This is a genomic window from Adlercreutzia sp. ZJ176, from assembly GCF_011038975.1.
In the GTDB taxonomy this organism is placed as follows: domain Bacteria; phylum Actinomycetota; class Coriobacteriia; order Coriobacteriales; family Eggerthellaceae; genus CAAEEV01.
Map to the genome: position 1 here is coordinate 18,095 of NZ_JAAKEC010000005.1, position 16,325 is coordinate 34,419.

Genomic DNA, 16,325 nt, shown 5'->3' on the forward strand with positions numbered 1-16,325 from the left:
CCCTGCTTGCCGGCCCTCGCCGGCCCTCGCCGGCTCACCCGCCACCTCTTCGCCTGCCGGTCGCCGGCAGCGTCGCCGACGGCGTTACCGACAACGGCGCTTTTCCAGCCACCCCTCAGGTGATTCTGGATGAAATAAGGTCGTTATCGGCGATTTCTCGGGAAAAGTGGATGGAGAATGCGCGTTGTCGGTGGTTTTCGGAGCCCGGAGCACCGACAACGGGCATTTTCCAGCCAGCTTTTCCAAGCCGTGGATGCAAAGAGGGCGTTGTCGGTGCTTCGGGTTCCGGAACGGAAGAGACGTCCTCTCATCCCCCCGTCCGCTTTGGGCTAAACGAGAGGGGGCTGCAACTTCTGCTGCAGCCCCCCAGCAATCGAAGCCAACGGCAAGCACGGCGTCGTCATGTCTGGCGCCGAGCGGCAAACTCAGCTCCTGCGCGCCTGCTGTCGGTGGCAAGCCCGACACCGCCGCACCTGCTGCCAACAACAAACCAAGCACCGCCGCGTCTGGCGCCGAGCGGCAAGTTCAACGCCAGCGCACCTGCTGTCGGCGGCTAGCACGACACCGTCACACCCGCCGCCAGCGGCCAGCACGGCGTCGTCGCGTCTGGCGCCAGCGGCAAGCCCAACGCCGCACCCGCTGCCAACGCTAAGCTCAGCGCCGCTGCCAACGCCAAGCCTACTGCCAGCTCCGCCGCACCCGCCGCCTACCCAATATCAGCGCCTACTCCTCGGCCTCGGCGCTTGGCTTGGGGAGGCGAATCATCAGGGAGACGCCGAAGCCGACGAACCCTATGACGGCAAGCCCGATGAACGCGGGAACGTACGTCCCCGTCGTGTCGTAAATGGCGCCGGCTATGGTCGGGACGAAGGACGCCAGCACGGCGACGACGGGAAGGATCGCCCCGTGGATCTTGGAGTAGTGCTTGTTGCCGAAGATGTTCGCGAGCTCCGCGGGCAGGGCGGAGTTGTGCATCGCGAACCCAAGGCCGATGGCGACGTAGTAGAAGACCATGACGAAGACGTTGCTGCCGAAGAAGGCGGCGAGCAGAGCGCCGATGCCCATGGCGAGAGCGCCCAGCCCATGCCACCGCACCGGCTCGAGGCGGTCGAGGATCATGATGCCGGCGACGAGGGCCGCTATGCCGCCGAGCGCCTTGATCGAGAGGGCCCAGGAGACGTCCTCGAGGGTCAGGCCGACGGACACGAAGTACAGGCCGGCCTGCGAGACGTTCAGGTTGAGCCCGGCAAAGCAGCAGAACGCCATGATCGCGATGAACCAGAACGCCGGGGTCTTCATCGCCTCGAGGGCGGTCTTGTCCTCCATGGTCTTGTAGACCTTCGAGACGTACGTCTTGGACTCGGCGGACACCTCGACCTTGCCGCCATCAGGAAGCTGGCCCATGTCGGCGGGCGTGTTGCGCACGAATACGGCGGCGAGGACAAGCCCTATCAGGGCGCATACGGCGACGAACCACCATCCGGCGCGCCATCCGAACTGAAGGCAGAGGGCGTTGGTGATGATCGGGTAGAGGACGGCGATGCCGGCTCCCATGATGAGCGAGATGGAGATGGCGCGCCCGCGATCCTTGATGTACCAGTGGTTGAGCGTCGTCATCGTGGGAATGGCGCCCGCGCACATGCAGCCGTAGCTCATGATGACGCCGAAGCCGACCACGTAGAAGGCGACGTTGTCACCGAGGAACAGCGCGTTGAGGCAGGCGAGCACCGCGACGATGACAGCGCCGAGGATGTACGAGAACCTCGCTCCGAACTTGGCGATGGTCAAGCCGATCAGCGGAGCGGATATGCCCTGGACCAAGATGAACGCGCTGAAGCCGAGGCCCAGGTACGTCCGGTTCATGGTGACCTCAGGGTCGAGCGCCATGTACGAGTTGGTCAGCTGGGCGACCGTGAGGCCCAAAGCCCCCACGAAAGCGTATATGAGGCCCGACGAAACGAGCATCCTTGGTCCGGAAAAGCTTTGCTTCTCAGTCATGAGAACACCCCTTCATGTTAAACGAGCGGCCTTGCCCGGCCCGCCTATACCCCCGAGGCGGGCCGGGCGACAGCCTGGCTCTACGTATTGCGGATAAGGCGCGACGCTACGCACCACCCTCCTCTTGCTCCAGCTTCTTCATGGGGGCAGTCGCCACGGCGGTCAGCATGAACGCCATCGCGACGAGCGACGCAACAGCCAGAAGGAGGAACGAGTTGAAGTAGCCCAAAGCCCCGATGACGAAGGAGAGGCCGCCCAAGACGAACACCGCTCCGAGATAGTAGCCGGCTATGCCGCCGGAGTTGATGCCGGTGTAGTCCTTCATCCCATACAGGTCAGGGACGAAGAGGCCGGGGATCATGGTCGAGTAGGAGATGAACGCGCACAGCACCATGCCGATGAACGCAAGCGGAAGCAGCCCCGTCTGGCTCCACAGGAGCAGGCAGATCATACCGAGCGCAAACCCCAGGTAGATGCAGATGCTCATGACCTTCGCGCCAAGCTTCTTGACGAGGAAGCCCGAGGCGAGCTTGAGGATGGCTGCGGCGTACGAGTACACGCTCATGAGCAGAGCAGCCGTCGTCGCGGCCATCCCGAAGGACGTGTAGTACACGCTGGCGTACGAGGTGATGCCCGAGGCGCACCACGCGACGAAGAACATCGCGATCAGGAAGCAGTAGATGGAGGCGCCCTTCTTCAGCGTCTCCGCAAACGTGAACCCGGGGACGTCGGAGACCGTTCCAGCAGACTTCTCGACACCGGAGGCAACCGCCTTGCGCGGGACCTTCCCGATGAGGACGAAGTTGCAGAATAAGCCGATCACGACGATGCCCACCGCATAGACGGTGAAGAGCGTCTGGTAGGGCATGGTGGTGAGGAGGATTCCCGTGACGGCGATCCACGTTGCGCCCAAGAGCGCCGTGACGCCGCCGACCACGCCGAACGCCTTCTGCGTGTCCTTGCCCCAGAACGGAGCGAGGACGCCGCCCGCCGAGGCGTACGTGGCCACGGCAAGCACGATGCCGTTGAGGATGTTCGCGACGATCCACAGCGGGAACGAGGTCGCCGTTCCCACCATGTACATGGTCACGCCGCTGCAGCACGATCCGATGAGCATGCACCATTTCGCGCCGATTATGTCAATGACCTTGATGCCGACGACGCTCATCACGAACGACAGGATCGTGGCGATCATCGGGCCGATCATGAACGTGGCAAGATCGACTTTCATGCCGGCAAGCAGGAAGGGAACGATGGCGTTCATGACCGCGGTTCCCCCTGATGCAGAAGCGAGAATGATCGTTACTCCAATCGCCACGGAAGTCTTTCTTCCCATGCTGTATTCCATCGCTTGATCACCCCTTTCAGGAGCAGGTAAGTGGGAGCGGCAGCGGCGCGCGGCAAATCACCCGACGCGCGGCGGGTTGCCCGACGCGCGGGCCCCCCGGCGCGCGGCGGATCATCTGCCCGGCGCGCGCTGACCGCGAAAAAAGGTCCCCGGCAACCCAGCCGACCGAAGAGCGCGGCCAGCCGAAGAGCTCGAGAGCCGGGGACCGAAGAGAAGCTAGGCTACGTAGATCGCGCAGTGGCGGCCCTCAGCCTCTTTCGCTATTTCCTGGAACGGACCGATCTTGAGGGCCTTCGTCGTGCAGCCCGACACGCACAGCGGGTTCTGGTCCTCGGCGTAGCAGGCAGCGCACTTGTCGAGGACGGGGAACACCAGGTGATGCTGGCGAAGCCTCCCGTCGACGTAGTAGGGGTTGCGACGGATGGCGCGCATCCAGTCTTCCTCATAGCCGTAGCGATGCGTCTCGCGGCAAGCCGCCTCGCAGCCGAAGCATCCCAGGCAGTCGTCGAGGTCGAGGAGCATGGCGATGCCCTCGCTGTTCACACGCTTTCCACCCTTCATTACAGGTCACCCCTTCCAGGCTCGATCTTGCAGAGCGACGAGCGCATAGCGGTCGCGCCATAGCCAGGCTCCGCCGGGTTCGACGGAACGAGAATGTTGCCGTTCGCCTTGTTCCACCCGTATCCGGGCAGGCCGAGCTCCTTGCACTCGTCGCGCCAGCCGGGACGGGGAACGAAGACGCAGCCTTCCTTGCACTCGTACGTGACCATCGCCTTCGAGATGATCTTGCCGCGAGGCGACGTGATCGTTATCCACTCGCCGTCGGTGACACCGTACTTCTTGGCGTCCTCGGGATGGATCAGGACGAACGGGTCAGGGTACAGCTTGCGCTGAGAGGGGATGTTGGTCCACGCCGAGTGGAAGAACGAGTAGACGCGGATGCCCGTCACAACGGTGAGCGGGTACTCCTCGGCGAGCTCGGGCAGGTTCTGGGGAGACTCGTAGGGCCACGTGAAGTCGGGCAGCGGGTCGTAGCCGAACATCTGGAGGGACTCGGAGTAGAACTCGATCCTGCCAGAGGGGGTGTTCACGCCGAGCTGGCCGTCGGGGCGGATCTTGCCGAGCTTGTACTTCTCGTACAGGATCTCGCCGTCGCCCGAGGTCTCAACCATGAACCGCCACGGCTTGGACTGGAACTCCTCCCAGGTCATGTCGTAGCCGTAGAACTCCTTGAGGCGCCACAGGACCATTTCCTTCTCGTCGGCCCACGGCCAGTGCTCCGGGTTCATGCGCCGGCCCCACTCGAGGAAGAACCACCAGTCGTCCTTGCACTCGCCCGGCGCCTCGACCGCCTGGTCGAAGGTATGGAGCAGGGCGCCGTCGAGCTCCTCGTCATAGGTGCAGCGCTCGGACCAGTCAGCCGAGGGGAGCAGGAGGTCGGCGAGAAGCGCCGATGACGAGAAGTAGAAGTCCTTCGAGCAGATGAACTCGAGGTTGGGCGACGTCATGGCCTCGTAGGTCTGGTTGGCGTTCTCGTAGCACATGATCGGGTCGTTGGCGATGGCGATGTACGCCTTGACCGGGCGGGGCTCGCCGGTGATGATGGCGCGGAAGACCGAGTCCGGGTCGTTGGAGCGGCCGAAGACCTTGTAGAGGGGATGCTCCTCGCCGCCGAAGGTGAACAGGTCGGGGCGGCCCGGCGACTTCGCGGGATCCCACAGCGTGATGCGATCGTCGAGCATGACGTCGAAGGCGACGGGCACGGTGATGCCGCCCTTCTTGTCGAGCCAGCCGAGCAGGCCCTGCAGGCAGGCGATGGCGCGGCCGTTCTGGATGGCGTTGGTGTGCATGCAGCCGGGGCCGAGGCCGACCATCATGCCGACCGGGCCGTTGGTGCCCATGTACTTCGCCGCCAGGCGAATGTCGTCGGCGTCAATGCGGCAGATCTCGGCAGCGCGCTCGGGCGTCCACTCCGCGACGCGCTCGGCCAGCGCCTCGAAGCCGTAGGTCCAGCTGTCGATGAACTCCTGGTCGTACCAGCCGTTCTCGATGACTTCGTGCATGATGGCCAAAGCCAGGGCGGCATCCGTGCCGGGGAAGGGCTGGAGCGCCACGTCGGCGTGCTTGGACATGTCCTGGAAACGCGAGTCGATGACGATGAGCTTCATCCCCGCAGCCTGGTTCGCGTAGAGCAGGCCGGCCCACGCGCGCTCCATGGCGGGGTTCTGCCCCCAGAGGACGACGGTCTGCGCGTTCTTGATGTCCCCGGAAGCGCCGCTGTAGATGCCCAGCGTGAAGGCGTTGGGCAGGATGTGGGGCATCAGGCACACGTGGGTGGGCGTGAGGCTCCAGCCCTCGAGGCCCAGCGACGAGTTCAGGCGGCAATGCCAGTGGTTGGTCGTGCGGCCGGTGCCCTGCCCGGTGATGATGGCCTCGGGGCCGTACTCCCCGATGATGCGGTGGCACTCCGACGCCAGGATGTCGAGAGCCTCGTCCCAGCTGATGCGCTCGAACTCGCTCTTGCCGCGGTTCTGGGGATTGCGCTCGCCCTTGGGATCCCAGTCGACGCGCTTCATGGGATACAGGATGCGATTGTCGAGGTTGTTGTGCACCTCGCGCTGGGACATGCCCGCCCCGCAGATCGTGCCGCGGGACTTCGGATTATCGGGGTTGCCGGTAATCTTCACGATCTGGTTGTCCTCGTCAGAATAGACGATGACGCCGCAACGTGAGTGGCAGGTCGTGCACATGGTCTTTGTTGCCTTCAAGGTCATGCTCTTCCTCCTTCTGCCTTTTCCTCGAAACTTCTCTGTCTCCAAGCGAACCGCCGAGCCGACCGGGGAAGGCCCCGCGAGCAAGCTTTGGGGGGGGATCCGGGCTGCGGCACGGGCCGCCCTCTCGAGGCAAGGCCCCGGAGAGCGCCGCAAGACGGCTGCCGCAGGCGCTTTTGGCCTGCTTTGGCCCGCTTCGAGCCCCTTTCCCCCACAACAGAGCATACGGAGGGCGCGCCGGAAGCGCCAACAGCGTTTTCTTATCATTCCCACAACTTATTGGTCGCCTTCGCACGTGGGAAACGCTGCCCTGACCCCAGATCGACCATAGGGGATTGTGATATGATCATCAGGTCACGCTATTGCGCATTCGCCAACGTCAAGCTCCGCGCAGAAGAACGCCTGCCCTGCGGAGCTCTCAGGTATTTCCCGACGATGTGACAACCGCGGAGGATGCCTTCTTCGCTTGTGCCACGGGCATCCCCGAAGCATGCTCAGGCCGGGGGGTGGACTCATGCGTATCGAAACGCTTCACTACCTAGAGGAGATCGCCCGAAGCGGATCCTTCTCCCAAGCTGCGAGCAAGCTCTACATCAGCCAGCAGGGGCTGAGCAAGATGGTCGACGGCGTCGAGAAGGAGCTGGGAACCTCCCTGTTCAGCCGTCAGGGGAGGAGCGCCGAGCTGACCGAAGACGGGAGGCTCGTGCTGGACTTCGCGCGAAGCGTCTCCTCGCAGTACGCCGACCTCAAGGAGACGATCCTCCATCGGCAGCGCAGCCAGTCGGGGTCGTTCGACGGCATCTGCATCACCGCCATGCCCTTCGTCTGCACCAGGACCTTCGACATCATCAACGAGGACCTCGTGGAATACGAACTGGGGGACTTCACCCTCATCGAGCAGAGCTTTCCCGAGATCATGGACCACATGGAGCGCGGCGAGCTCGACTTCGCCCTCGTCAACATCCTCAAGGAAGACTACGAGAGCCGAGTAAAGCCCAGCGGCCACCAGTTCGTGCCCCTCTACTCCACGGAGGTCACCATGCTGGCCTCCTCGGCGCTGCTGAGCAGGGTCTGCCTTCCGCAGAAGACCATTTCCGCGAAGGACATCCTGCGCCTTCCCCTCGCCCACTACAACGAGCCGATGCTCAACCGCATCGCGAACATGCTCGCCGAGTCGATCGGCGAGAAGTCCTACGGCCCTCGCCTCCACAGCTCGAACGCACGGCACATCATCGCCTTGGTGGAGGAGGGACGCGCCGTGACGTTCGGCGACACCTTCAGCGCATCGGTGCTCAAGCAGAAAGACGGGGTCGTCTCGCTTCGCATCGATCCCACGCCCCTGTTCTACGTGGGGTTCGTCCTCGCCCGGGACAGGGAGGAGCCCTCTGATCACGACGACTTCATCAGATGCTTCAAGGCCGTCTTCGACATGAAGCACAAGGCGTACCTCGACGCGAACCCGCCCGTCATCGACTGACCCCGCGCCGGCCCGCCAGCGGTCCGCGCTGGCCCGCTGGCAGCCCGCGCCCTGCAGCCCGCGCTGGCCCGCCCGCAGCTCTTCCCGCTCCAGCGGGCTCGCCGGTCTTGCTTACCCGCCCAACTCGTCTCGCCCCCTCCCCCGGTTAACGCAAAGTTGACGAAATAGGATGTCCTTCGTCGCTGACGGGCGCGGCGATGTGTGGTAGTGTAGATTTGTTTTACCCCTGAATCCAAAACCCTTGCCTTGGAGAGAGCCATGCCCCAGCCTGACGATCGCAAGACCGCCATCGCCCCTGATGAGAAACAGATCAACCTCCTCGACCTCGATGAGCCCGCACCTGCGCCCACACCGGTGCCAGGCGGTCGTGCGCCCAAGGCCCCTTCCGAGAAGACGCCGCTCGGCCTGAAGATCTTCGGCGTGCTCAACATCGTCGGCGGCCTGCTCCTCATCCCCGAGATCGTGCTCATGCTGCTCGCGGTGGGCAGCGTGTTCCTCGAGGGCGGCTTCGACGAGGACTCCATGATCACGCAGGTGCTCTACGTGGTGATGGTGATCTGCGTGGCCGTCACCGTGGTCGCGTTCGTGATCCTAGGCCTCCGCCTGGTGCGCAACAAGCGCCGCGGCGCGCGGCAGACCGCCGAGTTCATCATCGTGCTGCTGATCACCGACTTTCTGTGCAACCTCATGCTGTTCGGGATCAGCGTCGACCTGCTGGCGTTCGTGGTGGCGGGCGTGGTGCTCGTCGCCATGCTCACCTACATCGACCCCGCGCTCTCCGAGGAGCGCGAGCTGCAGCGCAAGCTGCGCGACATGGAGACGCGCGAGGAAGCCGAAGAGGGCACCCTCGGCCTCGACGAGACGGGCCGCGGGTTCATCGCGCTCGACTTCTTCAACCTGTTCTGGATCTTCGTGATCGCCTGCGTGCTGGGCGACCTCATCGAGACCGTCTACCACGTCGTCATCGTGGACCCCGGCCACTACCAGGTGCGCGCCGGCATGCTGTGGGGGCCGTTCTCACCCATCTACGGCTTCGGCGCCGTGCTCATGACGATCGCGCTCAACCGCTTCCACAAGGCGAACATCCTGGTGGTCTTCCTGGTCAGCGCCGTGATCGGCGGCGCGTTCGAGTACGCCGTCAGCTGGTTTCTGCAGTTCGCCTTCGGCGTCACCGCGTGGGACTACACTGGCACGTTCCTCAGCATCGGCGGGCGCACCAACTTCATGTTCATGTGCATGTGGGGCGTGCTCGGCGTGATGTGGATCAAGCTGCTTCTGCCCGTCATGCTGCGCGTCGTGAACCTCATCCCCTGGCAGTGGCGCTACTCGCTGACCGCCGTGTGCGCCGCGCTCATGATCTTCAACGGCGCCATGACGCTCATCTCGCTCGACTGCTGGTACAGCCGCCTGGCCGGCCTGCCGAACGACAACGCGCTCATGGAGTTCTGCGCCGAGCACTTCGACAACGACTGGATGGCCGAGCGCTTCCAGAGCATGTCCATCGACCCGAGCGACTCCACCCGCGCAAACTAGCAGACGCGAAAGCAGGCAAGGGCACAGGGCGCTGGGTGTGCCTTGCTTCCTTTGCATCTACGGCGTATACTTGCTTTTATACTTGCTTCGGGGAAAGGACGCGCCATGGCGCAGCTGTCGCTCTACCTTGACGAGCCGACCCTGTCCGTACTCAAGACAAACGCAAGCAGGGAGAAGCTCTCCTTGTCGAAGATGGCCCAGAAGTCGATCCGATCCTATGCGCCGCATCAGTGGCCGGCGGGATTCTGGGACCTGTACGGCGCCGTCGACGATGAGATGTTCTGTGAGCCGGAAGAGCTCTCCTGGGGGCTCGACGCACCACGTGCGCAGCTCTGACGGCAGGAGGGCTTGCCATGTACATGCTTGACACCAACATCTGCGTCGACTTTCTGAGAGGCCGACTCCCCTACGCCCTGAAGATGCTTCGCGAAAGCGACCCGCAGCTGTTCAAGATTCCCTCGATGGTGGAGGCAGAGCTGCGTCTCGGAGCGTACAAGAGCGCAAATCCCGCGAAGAATCGGCGGGCCGTCGAGCAGTTTCTCTCAGCGTTCGACGTCGTTTCGTTCTGCTCGCTCTGCGCAGGCGCCTATGCCCGCATCCGCGCCGACCTCGAGAAGAAAGGACAGATCATCGGCCCGAATGACCTCGTCATCGCCGCGACGGCGCTCGCCCATGACGCCGTCCTGGTGACGAACAACTGTCGGGAGTTCATGCGCGTAGAAGGCCTGCAGATAGAAGCCTGGGAGGAAGTCAGCTTCTGAGCTGGGGGCGCGCTTAGACGCGCTTCTTCTCGAGAGCGGCGAGGCGCTTCTTCACGAAGGCGTCCACCTCCTCGCGGTCCATCTTGAGTGCCACAGCCAGCTCGTCGTAGAGCAGGCTCTCGGCGAGGTCGTGGAACTTCTTGTCGACCGCGGTGGTGCGCTTGCCGGCGTCCTCGCGCTCGCGCGTGCGCTCGTAGGCCGACTTGATGACGGGGATGAGGTCGCGCGCGTCGTTCGACTTCAAGCGGCGCTCGTACTCCTCCTTCACCTGGCGCTCGACCAAGGAGAGCGTGGTGCCGTGCGCGTGCAGGATGGACTCGTCGATGGTGTCCGCGTCGAGGATGGAGTCGATGAGCTCGTAGGCCTCATCCTCCTCCATCGGCGCGCGCATGACCGGCGGCACCGCGTCGTCGATCGCCACGTACAGCTTGAGCGACTTCTCGAACAGCGTGTGCAGCTCGAAGTAATCGCGCCCTTCGAAGTACGCCTCGCGCACGCACGCGATGATGCAGACATGGTGTCGGTAGACGACGGTATCGCCAACAGCGAACATACAAGCCCCCTCAGATGAGATCCACAAAAACCCGCACGCATGGAGCGAAAGCGGGGCTTGACCTCATTATACCTGCTCAAAGGCAAGAAAGCCGCCCACCGTTTCGGCGGGCGGCTTTCGGACGCACTCAGCAACGCGCGCGGTGATGCGCGAAGGGGATCAGTAGACCAGGCGGCCTGCCTCGGCCGTCCACTCATGCGCGTAGCGGCCGATCCAGTGGGCCACGGCGCGGGACACCACCACATGGGCGATCATGCTGATGCCCATGCTCACGAGGACCAGCGCCACGAACACGAGCACGCCCACGATGCCGAGCGCGCCGAACAGCGCCAGAACGCCGCTCGTCACGCCCGCCGACGTTGCGAGGGAGGCGGGCAGGGCAATGCCGAGCGCCAGGAACACCGAGCCGATGGAGACCAGCGCCGCGACGACGACAGCAGCCACCAACCCGGGCCCGATGACCGCGATCGCAAGGCCCGTCCAGTTGCGCTTGAACGCCTTCCACGCCTCGCCGATCCTGAAGCCCTCGCCGAGCTGCTGCATCATGGCCATGCGCACGGCGCACAGGCTGGTGAACACCGACGCGACGAGCGCTATCGCGATGGCGGCCAGCCACCCGAGCAGCGGCACGATGGCCACGATGCCCGCGACGAAGCTGCTCACCAGGTTGAACACCAGGATGATGACGAAATTGTAGAAGCCGATCTCGAAGTTCTTGCCGTTCACCACGCTCTTCGGCATGACGGTCCTGCCGCCGAAGGGCACCTCGCGCGACCAGTTGAGCGCATAGCCCTGCACCGTGAAGTTGAGGATGGGCACGCAGCCCACGAGACCCAGAAACATCATGCGCTTGAACCAGCCGTCCGTTGCGCGGATGTCAGCCATCGCCGCCGACACGCAGCCCTCGGCGTACACCGGCTGAGGCTGAGGCTGAGATTGGGGTTGGGGCTGAGGCTGGGGCGCGGGGGCGGCGTAGGGCTGGACGGGAGCGGCGTAGGGCTGGGCGCCCGGAGCAGCGCCGTAAGGCTGCTGGGCCTGGGGAGCGCCAGAGGGGCCGGCGACAGGCTGAGCATCCGCTTCGGAAGGCTGGGGCTGCGCTTGCCCTGCGCCCGCGACAGGCTGAGCGTCCGCCTGCGCTCCCGGCGCCTCGGCGCCCGCAGCAGGCTGGGCGTCCGCGCTCGGCACGTCCTCCGGCGGGACGTTCCCCACCGTCACCACCACCGGATCATGCGGGCTGCCTGCGCCCGACAGCGACTGTCCGCAAAGCGGGCAGAACGCCGCGTTCTCGGGGACTTCCCCACCACAAGCTGTGCATTTCATGAGACCACTCCTTCTGCCCGAAGGCGTCAAGTCAGACATTTCCTCTATTCTACACGCCCGCATGCCTAAGCAGCTAGCGCGAGCGCCTATTCGTCACGCGGCGATTCATGATTTCCTCGCGGCGCAGGCGCTCCGCCCGCACCTCGCTCGGCCGCCGCGACCCGCGCGTGCGCCCCGAGCCCGCGTCAGCACCCGACGCAGCCCCCTCTGCGCCCGCGTCCGCAGCCCCTTCTGCGCCCCTGCCCGCGCGCGTGCGCCCCGTACCCGCGCCCACGCCCCTGCCCGCACGCGTGCGCCCCGCACCCGCGCCTACGCCCGCGCCCTTGCCCGCAGCCGGATGCAGCGGGCCGGCCGGCTCGTTCACCACGCGACGGCCCTGCGCGAGGTCGCGCCGGATGCGGAAGTACTCCCACACCAAAAGCACGAGCAGGATGGACATCACGATCAGGTAGCTCAGAACAGCGCCCGGCAATCCCGTGAACGACACGAGCAGCAGAGGAATGAGCAGCGAGAAGCCGAACGTCACCACGTAGAGCGTGGTGACGTCGCGTTGGCGGCGCATGACCGTGATGACCTGGTACAGAAAGTCGATGGCCGCCGTCACGCCGCCCGCCACGATCATCACGTAGAGCAGGTTGCGCATCGGCTCGAAGTCGATGCCGTACAGAAAGCCCAGCAGCGGCACGCCCACCCATGCCATGATGACGAGGAACCCCGTCGTCAGCGCCACGACGAACAGCAGGATGCCGATCGAGATCATGTCGAACTGGCGGTGCTTCGAGTTGTCCTGCCACACGCCCGCCATGCGCACGAGCAGCGGCTTGTACACGAGCTGCGCCGTGATGAGGATGCTCTGCGCGGGGAAGTACAGCGCGTTGTAGAACAGCTGGTTGTCGTAGGAGAGCGCGCCCTCCATGACGAACTTCGGCATGGAGTCGATGAGGTTGAACAGAAACAGGCCGACGAACAGGGGCGCCGTGTTCTTGAACAGCACGAATATGCTCGACGCGCTCGCGCGGCGCGACCGCGGCGTCTCGAGCAGCGTGAGCGGGTAGGTGACGATGACGAACGACACCGCGGCTGCGACGGCCATGGCGATGCTGGCCACCGCCGCGTCGCGCGTGACCAGAAGCGCGACGGCGAACACGAGCAGCGCCAGGATCGAGCGGAGCGCCTGCGAGATGCCCGCCAGGTAGAGCTTGTCAACCTGCTGGAGGCGCCCTTCGTATACGTCGGCGAGGCCGTCGATCATCTTGTAGGTGAAGATGCCCATGCAGATGTTGAACATCTCGACGCCGTAGCCGCGGAGGTTGCAGTACGCGATGCCCACCGCCACCATGATCGCGCAGGTGATCCAGCGGTTGATCTGGTAGTCGTTGAACGAGTGCGCCTCGTCGATGTCGGAGATCTGGTAGGTCCGCACGCCGAAGTTCGCCAGGAACATGAGCAGCAGGCCCACGGCGAACGCCATGGACACCATGCCGGCCTGCTCAGCGCCCACCAGCTGGGTGGCGATCATGGTGACCGCCGGGAACACCACGCCCCACGCGGTCGCGCCCACGGTGTTCCACACGAAGTCGCGCGTGGTGCGGTGGGCCGCGTACTCCTCGTCCTGGCCCGAGAGGCCGCCTTCCTTCACCGCGCCCATGACGCGGTCGAACCAGCGGTTCGTCACGCGCGCGATGGGATTCTGGCGGCGCGGCGACCCCTCACCCTGCCCCACCTTCGACAGCTTCTCCAATATATGCGGCTTTTGCGGCGACATGCGGCGGGGTTTGGTCCTCCTCGAAGGGGATGCGTGTTTCAGTTGAGAGTATAGTTGCCCGCACGTCCGCCGCTGCCGTCAACACAGACGGCCCACAAAACCACCGCGCGAAAAGGCTTTGCAACGAAGCCTCGTTGAGGCTAGTATTCTCAGTGAGTACAAAGCGCCCTCCTGATCCGCGGCAGGGCCTGCGCGCCCCGCGGACCCGAAAGGACCCAGCATGAGCGGATTCGTTCCCAGCACCGGCAAGCCCCAGCAGCCCTCGAAGGGCGTGCGCATCGCCAAGCGCATAGCCATCGCGGTGCTCGTCGTCGCGTGCATGGCCGCTCTGGCCTGGGTGGCCGTCAACGTGGCCTTCAAGGCCGTCGACGCGTCGCTGCAGAAGAAGCAGGTCACCTCGCTGTCCGAGCGCACGGCCCTCACCAACCTCTCGGCCTCGCTCACCACTGCGCCCGACCTGACCGGCTTCGCCTACGTCGACACAACGAACCTGATCGGGCCGCGCATCGAGAACATCGTCGTGGGCGAGATCGTGGAGGGCAAGCCCGGAGCTGACGAAGAGGCCACCCGCACCGTGTCCGCGTCGGCAAGCTACCGCAACAACAGCATCGAGGTGGTGGTTCCCGTCACGCAGCCCTACGCCTACGACAGCGACGAGAGCACCTGGGTCGCCGGGGAGGTCACGCTCGGACAGCCCGTCGTGTCGCCTCTGCGCGCGCCGAGCACCGCCGCCATCGAAGCCGCGCTCCCCGAGCTTCTGCGCGCGTACGACGCCTCGCTGGCCGACCGGTTTGACGGATGCAGCGTCTACGTGAGCTCGAACATGGACGAGACGGGCGGCACCGCCACGGCAACGCTGAGCAAGACCGAGAAGAACAAGCTCGTCACCTGCGACGTCAACCTGAGCGCCACCTGGTCGGCCTCGACGGGCTGGCAGCTGGCCGTCACGTCGGCCGGCAAGATCACGACGAGCGAGGCGAGCGGGAGCACTGAGCCCGGCACCGCCACCATGGCGCTGGAGTGCACGTCGGGAGAGCTGGTTGAGCTCACGGGGACCATCGAGTCGATCGACGGCGTCATCGTGCTGCGCACCGACGAGACCATCTACGTGAGCATCGACGGCAAGGGCGTGACCACGAACCGCTTCTGCCTCACCTCGGCCTCCAACGACCGTGAGGTGGCCATCGGCGCGCGCGTGACCCTGCAGGGCACCATCTCCGCCGGCGGCTCGATCGCCTCCGCCCCCGTGACGATAGCCGTGACCGACATCAAGTAGCGAACGCCTCCTCCCCTGTCATCCTAGACGACGCACCCCCCTCATGTCCCGAGCGAACGCCCCCTCCCCTCATGTCATCCTGAGCGGAGCGCCCGCAGGGCGCGGAGTCGAAGGATCTGGCCGCAAGCACGGCGCACCAGCCTGAACGCAGCGGCGCGCTACTTCGCGGGCTTGCGGGCCACCTCGACGTAGGCGCCCGGGCGCACGTTGCGCTTGATCAGGCGGAAGCAGCAGAGGGCCGTCACGGGAATCGCGATGGCGAGCAAGGCACCGAAGTCGAAGCTCGCGATGGTGCCGAACCGGTCGATGATCATGCCGCCGATGGAGGGCCCGAACGCCATGCCGCACGTGCTGCCAGCGCTCATCCAGGTGATGGCCTCGGTGAGGCGGTCGCCCGGCACCGCGCGCTCGCACGTGGCGTTCGCCACGATGAGGAAGGGCGCGTAGAACAGCGCGGCGAGCGTCGACACCACGAAGAGCGTCTCAGCCGAGTCGATGAGGCACATCGTGCCGTACGCGCACCCGATGAGCACCGCGCACCCCACGAGCTGCAGATGCTGCGGCACGCGCAGGTTCACCATGCCGAACACGAACCCCATGGCCATGGACACGCACGACGCGACGATGAGGATCACGCTCGCGATGTTGGGGTTGCCCAAATCCTCCGCGAGCGACACGGTGGCGGTGTCGAACACGCCGTAGAACGCGCCCACGAACATCATGAGCACGAACAGCACGCGCACCACCGGCGACGTGCGGATCACGCTTCCGCGGCGCGCGTCGGACGCGCGTGCCGCAGACGTTCCGGCCGCCTTCCCTTCGCCGCCCTCCGCAGCCGTCCCGTCAGACGAAGCCGCCGCATCCTTCCCTTCCGAACCCTTCGCCGTCCAGCCGGGCTCGGGCTCGGTCGACTTCGACAGCGTGAGCACCGCGGCGCCCGCCACGAAGGCGATGCCGCCTGCGAGCAGGCCCGCTACCGGCGCGATGGCCGTGGCCAGCGCGATGGAGATCGACGGGCTGAACATGAAGCCGATGTCGTCGAGCACGCCCTCGTAGGAGAACATGGTGCGCAGGTCGGGCGCGGCGTCGCCGAGGCGCCCCGTGCGGATGAGGTACGTCCAGCGAGCGCGCGGCAGCGCCTGGGGGCTCGGCACGAACCCCATGAGGACGGCCGCGGCGAACAGCACCCACTCCGGCCCGCGCAGGCTCACGTCCACCAGCATGATCGCAAGCCCCACCATGGTGACGGCCGCGGCGAAGGGCACCACGCGCGACTGCCCATGTTCGTCAACCAGCTTCGACACGCGGGGCGAGATGAAGAACGTGGCCAGCGCGATGGCCGACGACGCGAGCCCCGCCGTGAAGAACGAGTAGCCCGCCAGCGTGAGCATGGTGACGGTGCCGATGTTCATCATGTACACGTAGAAGCGCATGAGAAACGCGCCCGCGTCGAACGGGTACGCCGCGCGCACGCGCAGTATGGCCTTGTAGACGCCCGGGTTCACCGTCGACATGGAGATCCC

At 65.2% G+C, this 16,325-nt stretch carries 13 protein-coding genes; 5 read left to right on the plus strand and 8 right to left on the minus strand.

What is annotated here, in order from left to right; translation table 11 throughout:
* Positions 1-723: 723 nt before the first annotated feature.
* From G7Y50_RS03500 to G7Y50_RS03515, 4 genes are all read right to left on the minus strand, one after another.
* Complete coding sequence (locus G7Y50_RS03500; protein WP_165051809.1) at positions 724-1,998, minus strand: nitrate/nitrite transporter; 1,275 nt, start codon at positions 1,996-1,998, stop codon at positions 724-726.
* Between the two features lie 106 nt (positions 1,999-2,104).
* On the minus strand, positions 2,105-3,334 hold the full coding sequence (locus tag G7Y50_RS03505; RefSeq protein ID WP_165051818.1) for an MFS transporter: 1,230 nt from the start codon (positions 3,332-3,334) through the stop codon (positions 2,105-2,107).
* 228 nt (positions 3,335-3,562) lie between these two features.
* A complete protein-coding gene (locus G7Y50_RS03510; protein WP_165051829.1) occupies positions 3,563-3,907 on the minus strand; it encodes a hypothetical protein in 345 nt (114 codons plus the stop codon).
* The gene (locus G7Y50_RS03515; RefSeq protein WP_165051838.1) at positions 3,907-6,120 is read right to left on the minus strand and encodes a molybdopterin-dependent oxidoreductase; all 2,214 of its coding nucleotides are present in this window, start codon (positions 6,118-6,120) and stop codon (positions 3,907-3,909) included. The genes G7Y50_RS03510 and G7Y50_RS03515 overlap by 1 nt, the downstream gene beginning before the upstream one ends.
* Before the next feature lie 511 nt (positions 6,121-6,631).
* On the opposite strand from G7Y50_RS03515, the gene G7Y50_RS03520 reads away from it, so the two are divergent.
* The 4 genes from G7Y50_RS03520 to G7Y50_RS03535 all read left to right on the plus strand — a co-directional run bounded on the left by G7Y50_RS03520 (position 6,632) and on the right by G7Y50_RS03535 (position 9,888).
* Entirely contained in the window at positions 6,632-7,594 is a 963-nt protein-coding gene (locus tag G7Y50_RS03520) for a LysR family transcriptional regulator (protein WP_165051844.1), read from the plus strand.
* Between the two features lie 258 nt (positions 7,595-7,852).
* Positions 7,853-9,127, plus strand: coding sequence for a putative ABC transporter permease (locus G7Y50_RS03525; protein ID WP_206214755.1), 1,275 nt, complete (start codon positions 7,853-7,855; stop codon positions 9,125-9,127).
* 105 nt (positions 9,128-9,232) lie between these two features.
* Positions 9,233-9,463, plus strand: a complete 231-nt coding sequence (locus G7Y50_RS03530) for an antitoxin (protein WP_165051848.1) — start codon at positions 9,233-9,235, stop codon at positions 9,461-9,463.
* 17 nt (positions 9,464-9,480) lie between these two features.
* On the plus strand, positions 9,481-9,888 hold the full coding sequence (locus tag G7Y50_RS03535; protein ID WP_165051854.1) for a type II toxin-antitoxin system VapC family toxin: 408 nt from the start codon (positions 9,481-9,483) through the stop codon (positions 9,886-9,888).
* 13 nt (positions 9,889-9,901) lie between these two features.
* On the opposite strand, the gene G7Y50_RS03540 is transcribed toward G7Y50_RS03535, so the two are convergent.
* The 3 genes from G7Y50_RS03540 to G7Y50_RS03550 form a co-directional block, all read right to left on the minus strand.
* Positions 9,902-10,441 carry a CarD family transcriptional regulator gene (locus tag G7Y50_RS03540; RefSeq protein ID WP_165051859.1) on the minus strand — a complete coding sequence of 180 codons (540 nt, stop codon included), beginning with the start codon at positions 10,439-10,441 and terminating at the stop codon, positions 9,902-9,904.
* A 159-nt stretch (positions 10,442-10,600) separates the two neighbouring features.
* Positions 10,601-11,761, minus strand: a complete 1,161-nt coding sequence (locus G7Y50_RS03545) for a zinc ribbon domain-containing protein (RefSeq protein WP_165051865.1) — start codon at positions 11,759-11,761, stop codon at positions 10,601-10,603.
* Positions 11,762-11,834: 73 nt separating this feature from the next.
* Entirely contained in the window at positions 11,835-13,526 is a 1,692-nt protein-coding gene (locus G7Y50_RS03550; RefSeq protein WP_165051876.1) for a lipopolysaccharide biosynthesis protein, read from the minus strand.
* A 220-nt stretch (positions 13,527-13,746) separates the two neighbouring features.
* Between G7Y50_RS03550 and G7Y50_RS03555 the strand changes: the two genes are divergently transcribed.
* Complete coding sequence (locus G7Y50_RS03555) at positions 13,747-14,802, plus strand: hypothetical protein (RefSeq protein ID WP_165051885.1); 1,056 nt, start codon at positions 13,747-13,749, stop codon at positions 14,800-14,802.
* Between the two features lie 158 nt (positions 14,803-14,960).
* On the opposite strand, the gene G7Y50_RS03560 is transcribed toward G7Y50_RS03555, so the two are convergent.
* Positions 14,961-16,316, minus strand: coding sequence for an MFS transporter (locus tag G7Y50_RS03560; protein WP_165051897.1), 1,356 nt, complete (start codon positions 16,314-16,316; stop codon positions 14,961-14,963).
* Positions 16,317-16,325 lie beyond the last annotated feature (9 nt).

Excerpts from the sequence above, each read along its gene's own strand:
- G7Y50_RS03510 (WP_165051829.1), bottom strand. The coding sequence starts at position 3,907 with ATGAAGGGTGGAAAGCGTGTGAACAGCGAGGGCATCGCCATGCTCCTC.
- G7Y50_RS03515 (WP_165051838.1), bottom strand. The coding sequence starts at position 6,120 with ATGACCTTGAAGGCAACAAAGACCATGTGCACGACCTGCCACTCACGT.
- G7Y50_RS03540 (WP_165051859.1), bottom strand. The coding sequence starts at position 10,441 with ATGTTCGCTGTTGGCGATACCGTCGTCTACCGACACCATGTCTGCATC.
- G7Y50_RS03520 (WP_165051844.1), top strand. The coding sequence starts at position 6,632 with ATGCGTATCGAAACGCTTCACTACCTAGAGGAGATCGCCCGAAGCGGA.
- G7Y50_RS03525 (WP_206214755.1), top strand. The coding sequence starts at position 7,853 with ATGCCCCAGCCTGACGATCGCAAGACCGCCATCGCCCCTGATGAGAAA.
- G7Y50_RS03500 (WP_165051809.1), bottom strand. The coding sequence starts at position 1,998 with ATGACTGAGAAGCAAAGCTTTTCCGGACCAAGGATGCTCGTTTCGTCG.
- G7Y50_RS03555 (WP_165051885.1), top strand. The coding sequence starts at position 13,747 with ATGAGCGGATTCGTTCCCAGCACCGGCAAGCCCCAGCAGCCCTCGAAG.
- G7Y50_RS03505 (WP_165051818.1), bottom strand. The coding sequence starts at position 3,334 with ATGGGAAGAAAGACTTCCGTGGCGATTGGAGTAACGATCATTCTCGCT.
- G7Y50_RS03530 (WP_165051848.1), top strand. The coding sequence starts at position 9,233 with ATGGCGCAGCTGTCGCTCTACCTTGACGAGCCGACCCTGTCCGTACTC.
- G7Y50_RS03560 (WP_165051897.1), bottom strand. The coding sequence starts at position 16,316 with ATGTCGACGGTGAACCCGGGCGTCTACAAGGCCATACTGCGCGTGCGC.
- G7Y50_RS03545 (WP_165051865.1), bottom strand. The coding sequence starts at position 11,761 with ATGAAATGCACAGCTTGTGGTGGGGAAGTCCCCGAGAACGCGGCGTTC.
- G7Y50_RS03535 (WP_165051854.1), top strand. The coding sequence starts at position 9,481 with ATGTACATGCTTGACACCAACATCTGCGTCGACTTTCTGAGAGGCCGA.
- G7Y50_RS03550 (WP_165051876.1), bottom strand. The coding sequence starts at position 13,526 with ATGTCGCCGCAAAAGCCGCATATATTGGAGAAGCTGTCGAAGGTGGGG.